Raw genomic sequence first — 4,590 nt, 5'->3', positions numbered from 1 at the left:
CGTTCAGTCCCGACGTGTCCTCACCTTCGAACTGAACCAGGATCGCGTCGAAGCCTTCAAGGATCCCCGCGTGCGGAAAGCGATGAGCTACGCCATCAACCGCGAAGCCATCGCCAAGAAGATCATGCGGGGGCAGGCCACCGCCGCCGGGCAGTTGAGCCCTCCCGGCTATGCGGGGCACGACCCGGCGCTCACGCCGCCTTACGACCTTGCCAAAGCGAAGGCGCTGATGAAGGAGGCGGGCTACGAGGACGGGTTCTCGGTAAGCATGGTGGCCCCAAATAACCGCTATGTGGGCGATGCGCGCATCGCCGAAACCGTCGCCGCCATGCTCGCCAAGATCAACATCAAGGTCGATCTTCAGACCCTGCCGAAGGCGCAATACTGGCAGCGGTTCGATGCGCGTGACGGTGACATGCTGATGATCGGCTGGCAGTCCGATACCCAAGACTCGGCAAACTTCTACGAGTTCCTAGTCATGACCCCGGACGAGACAACCGGTTACGGCCAATACAATGCGGGGCATTACTCGAACCCGGAGGTTGACCGGCTGACACTCAAAACTCAGTCGATGACCGACCCGGAGGCCCGCGCCAAGGTCCTCAAGGACATCGAGCGCATCCTTTATGAGGACGCGGCGCTACTGCCGCTCCAATGGCAGCATCTCGCCTGGGCGGCCCGCAAGAACGTGAAGATCGAGCCTGTGGTGAACGTCATCGACATGCCGTATCTCGGTGATCTTGTCATAGAATAGGGGCCTGAGAACAAAGGCCGTTCGGGTAGGGACATCCGATGCTGAAGAAGATCCTGCTGGTGCTGGTCGCGCTCGTCCTGGTGTTTGTGCTCGTCGTCGCGCTCCAACCTTCGGAATTCCATGTCGAGCGGTCCGTCACAGTCGATGCCCCGGCGTCGAAGGTGTTCGGCGAGGTGAACGACTTCCACAAATGGGAGGCCTGGTCCCCCTGGGCGAAGCTCGACCCCAATGCCAAGGTGAATTTCGAAGGACCAGAGGCCGGCGAGGGAACCGCGATGTCCTGGGCTGGGAATAGCGAAGTTGGCGCCGGCAAAATGACCCTGGTCGAGAGCCGGCCCGACGAGCTCGTGAAGATCAAGATCGACTTCACGGAGCCGTTCGAGGGTACGAGTGGGGCGCAGTTCGACTTCAAGCCGGAGGGCGATAAGACCGACGTCACTTGGAGCATGAACGACGACCACAACTTCCTGGAAAAGGCCATGTGTCTCATCATGAACGGGAAGAAGATGGTGGGCGAGCAGATGGAGCAGGGCCTCACCAAGCTGAAGCAGGTCTCAGAGAGCCAGAGCTAGCGCTGCGGGCGCTTCCTTCTGAGTCGTAACTCCGACCCCCGTCGGCTATAGTCTTGAACTGCGGTGGCTTTCGCCGCCGAGCTTTGGGGCCCGCGTGCTTGCGCGGGAGGTCGAGGGACGAGTAGGGGGGCGGCAGCTAACTTGGAATTGCCCGCTATCGGCAATGAAGTGGGATTTCCTGAAGGCCGATACCGCGCCGCGGCTGCCACCCAGTGCCCGCGCCGTCGTCATCATGGCGGCCATCGGCGCTATCACCGGACTCATTTCCAGCATCCCCTCGCCGCTGCCCGAAATACGTCTCGACGAAGACGGGTTCCTCTTGAATGCCGAAGGGGTTCCGCTGCATGCCGGCATCGCTTTCGGCGCTGGCATCGGCTTCAGCATGTGGCTCTGGGTCACCCGCGACCTGGGCCGGTGCTTTCTCACGATGGCGGTTGTTCTGATCGGCTGGCTTGCCGCCGTCAATACGGCCAACGACATGTACCAAGCGCTGGTTGGCTCGGAGCTGTTTGGTACGGTCCCGGGTGCCAAAGCGAACCGGGAGGTATTGGGTCTCTTGCTCGGCGGGATCGGCGGCGGCGCGGTGGGCGCCGGGCTGACGGCCTTCGGCACGGGGATCCCGGCCGAGCCTATCAGGCGAACCAAAAGCTGGATTCTGGTGGTGGTCGTCGGCACGGCTCTTGGCGCGCTGCTCTATCCGGCGGCCGATCTCAATGCGCTGCCTCTTCTTTTCATTCCGTGGCAGGCTCTGGTCGCCGCTGCGGTCGCGTTCGGCCTGACCCGCGCGTGATGCGTTCATGAAGGCCTTTCTCTCGGGGGCGGCCTTTATCGGCGGACGTCTTCTCCAAGCGCTGCTCGTCATGCTGGCGATTCTCGTCATCGCCTTTGCCGTACGGCAAAGCCTTGGCGATCCTTTGCGCGAGATCATGGGCCAGGCGGTGCCGGAATCCGAACGCGCCGAACTGCGCCATCAACTCGGCCTCGATGCGCCTTGGCCGGTTCAGCTTGCCGGCTATCTGAGCCGCGCCGCCACGGGCGATCTCGGCACCTCGATCATCTATAAGAGGCCTACGGTCGAGGTGGTGCTTGCCAAGTTCCCGGCGAGCTTCGAGCTGGTCCTTGGCGCGAGCCTTGTCGTGCTTCTTCTGGCCGTGCCGGGCGGAGTCTATTGCGCCGTGCGACCGCAGACGCTTCGCGCCAGGCTGGTTCTAGGCTTGAGCGTGCTTGGCATCTCGGTACCGGTGTTTCTCACCGGGATCTTTCTCATCACCGTTTTTGCCGTATGGCTCGATTGGTTGCCTGCCTTCGGCCGCGGCCAGACGATTGACCTTGGAGTTTGGCAAACGGGCCTGCTCACCCGCGACGGGCTTGCGCACCTCGTGCTGCCGGCGCTGACGCTCTCCTCGATCATGCTGCCGCTGTTCATTCGGCTGGTGCGCGGCGCCATGCTGGACGAACTCGGTCACGACTATGTGCGCACCGCGCGCGCCAAAGGCGCGTCGCCACTTCGCGTGTGGACCGTCCATGCGCTGCGCAACGCGCTCCTGCCCCTCGTTGCCGTGGGCGGTCTGCAAGTGGGCACGCTCATCGCCTATACGCTGCTCACCGAGACGGTGTTCCAATGGCCCGGCATGGGGTTTCTGTTTCTCGAGGCTGTCACCCGCGCCGACATTCCGCTCATCACCACCTATCTCGTGTTGGTCGGGCTCCTATTTGTCGTCGTCAACACGCTGGTCGACCTTTTGAGTCTGGCACTCGATCCGCGCGTCAGCCTCGAGGGCGCACGATGAGCGCCGGCGTCAGAGACGTGAACACACGCGCGTTCGCCACGTTCGCCGCTGCCCGGCCGGGCGCCGTGCTTGCCGGCATCGTGCTTGGCCTCATAGCGGTCGCCGCGTTCTTCGCCCCGCTGATCTCCCCACAAGATCCGTTCGATTTGGCGGGCTTCGACCTGCTCGACGCAGAACTGCCGCCCATCTGGCAAGAGGGGAGCGATCCGCGCTTCGTGCTGGGCACCGACGCCCAAGGCCGGGACCTTTTCAGCGCCATCCTCTACGGGACGCGCATCTCGTTACTGGTCGGTCTTCTCGCGGTGGTCATCCAGGCCGCGATCGGCGTCTCGCTGGGGCTCCTTGCCGGCTATTTCGGGGGAAGGGTGGATAGTCTGGTCACGCGCTTGGCCGACATTCAGCTCTCCCTCTCCACGCTGATGATGGCCATCATCGCGATGGCCCTCGTTCGGGCGGGGCTTGGCGGGGAGGCGTTGAGCCGCCTTGCCGTACCGCTGCTCGTCATCGTCATCGGCCTGGCGGAATGGCCCATCTTCGCCCGCACCGCCCGTGCGGCCACACTGGTGGAGACGGCCAAGGACTATATCCGGGCGGCCCGGGCGTTGGGCGGCAGCGATCTCGCCATTGTGCACCGCCATATCCTGCCGAATATCCTGTCCCCCCTGGTCGTTATCGCCACCACCCAAGTGGCCGGCGCCATCATGGCGGAGGCGGCTTTATCCTTTCTGGGCCTTGGCATGCCGGTCACCAAGCCGTCCCTCGGCACGTTGATCCGCTCCGGCTACGACCTCATGTTCGCGGGCACTTGGTGGGTCACGGTGCTGCCGGGCCTGATGCTGATCGGACTCCTGATTTCCATCAATGTTCTCGGGGACGCGTTGCGCGATTGGCTCGATCCGAGGGCCCGCGGCCGCTGAATCTGGCCAGGGCAGGCTAATCTGCTGCGACCTCTTGATAATTGGGGCCGCGACGACCCATAAGGTATAGTGAGCCAAGGCTTTCAGGCCACTTCAAGAACGTCGCGTTTCCACAAGCGAAGCCGCCGAGGAGGAGACGTCATGGAGACCCCGGGCCCGGTCAATCCGGATCTCGTCTATTCTTTGCGCCGCGTCACCGAGCGTGCTGCTTGCGCTGCTTTCAATTGGATCGGACGCGGCGACGCGGACGACGGCGGCCGTGCCGCCCTCGACGCTATGCGCAGCGCACTCGCGGAGATCGACATCGACGCGCGCGTGTGATCGGCGAGGCGACCGCGGGAGAGGCGCCCAGCCGCAGCGCGGTGAGCATCTCGGCCAGCCCGGTGCGTCGTTCAAGGCGGACATTGCCGTCGATCCCGTCGAGGGCACGAGCTACCTGGTGCGCGGCCTGACCAACGCACTCGCTGTTCTCCGCCGCTGTGCGCCGCGCGGCGCATGATGAATCCCGGTCCCGCCTTCTACATGGAGAAGTTCGTGGCCAGTTCGCTTGCCCGCGG

General features: G+C 63.9%; 7 protein-coding genes. All 7 read left to right on the top strand.

Annotated elements, in window-relative coordinates:
• Window positions 1–754 (top strand): ABC transporter substrate-binding protein (locus tag AUC71_RS03565; RefSeq protein WP_244500780.1); only part of this gene is annotated, 754 nt, incomplete at its 5' end.
• Between the two features lie 38 nt (window positions 755–792).
• Complete coding sequence (locus AUC71_RS03560) at window positions 793–1,326, top strand: SRPBCC family protein (RefSeq protein WP_069623165.1); 534 nt, start codon at window positions 793–795, stop codon at window positions 1,324–1,326.
• A gap of 94 nt (window positions 1,327–1,420) precedes the next feature.
• Window positions 1,421–2,116, top strand: coding sequence for a hypothetical protein (locus AUC71_RS03555; RefSeq protein WP_204376619.1), 696 nt, complete (start codon window positions 1,421–1,423; stop codon window positions 2,114–2,116).
• 7 nt (window positions 2,117–2,123) lie between these two features.
• A complete protein-coding gene (locus tag AUC71_RS03550) occupies window positions 2,124–3,116 on the top strand; it encodes an ABC transporter permease (RefSeq protein WP_069623163.1) in 993 nt (330 codons plus the stop codon).
• Window positions 3,117–3,133: 17 nt separating this feature from the next.
• On the top strand, window positions 3,134–4,033 hold the full coding sequence (locus tag AUC71_RS03545; protein WP_244500779.1) for an ABC transporter permease: 900 nt from the start codon (window positions 3,134–3,136) through the stop codon (window positions 4,031–4,033).
• A 141-nt stretch (window positions 4,034–4,174) separates the two neighbouring features.
• Entirely contained in the window at window positions 4,175–4,354 is a 180-nt protein-coding gene (locus AUC71_RS21770; protein ID WP_069623161.1) for a fructose-bisphosphatase class II, read from the top strand.
• Window positions 4,293–4,532 carry a fructose-bisphosphatase class II gene (locus AUC71_RS22525; protein ID WP_158007684.1) on the top strand — a complete coding sequence of 80 codons (240 nt, stop codon included), beginning with the start codon at window positions 4,293–4,295 and terminating at the stop codon, window positions 4,530–4,532. Before AUC71_RS21770 ends, AUC71_RS22525 begins: the two co-directional genes overlap by 62 nt.
• Window positions 4,533–4,590 lie beyond the last annotated feature (58 nt).

The organism is Methyloceanibacter marginalis (assembly GCF_001723295.1).
GTDB classification, from domain to species: domain Bacteria; phylum Pseudomonadota; class Alphaproteobacteria; order Rhizobiales; family Methyloligellaceae; genus Methyloceanibacter; species Methyloceanibacter marginalis.
This window is presented reverse-complemented; position numbering and strand designations above follow the sequence as displayed.

Excerpts from the sequence above, each read along its gene's own strand:
- AUC71_RS03560 (WP_069623165.1), top strand. The coding sequence starts at position 793 with ATGCTGAAGAAGATCCTGCTGGTGCTGGTCGCGCTCGTCCTGGTGTTT.
- AUC71_RS03550 (WP_069623163.1), top strand. The coding sequence starts at position 2,124 with ATGAAGGCCTTTCTCTCGGGGGCGGCCTTTATCGGCGGACGTCTTCTC.
- AUC71_RS21770 (WP_069623161.1), top strand. The coding sequence starts at position 4,175 with ATGGAGACCCCGGGCCCGGTCAATCCGGATCTCGTCTATTCTTTGCGC.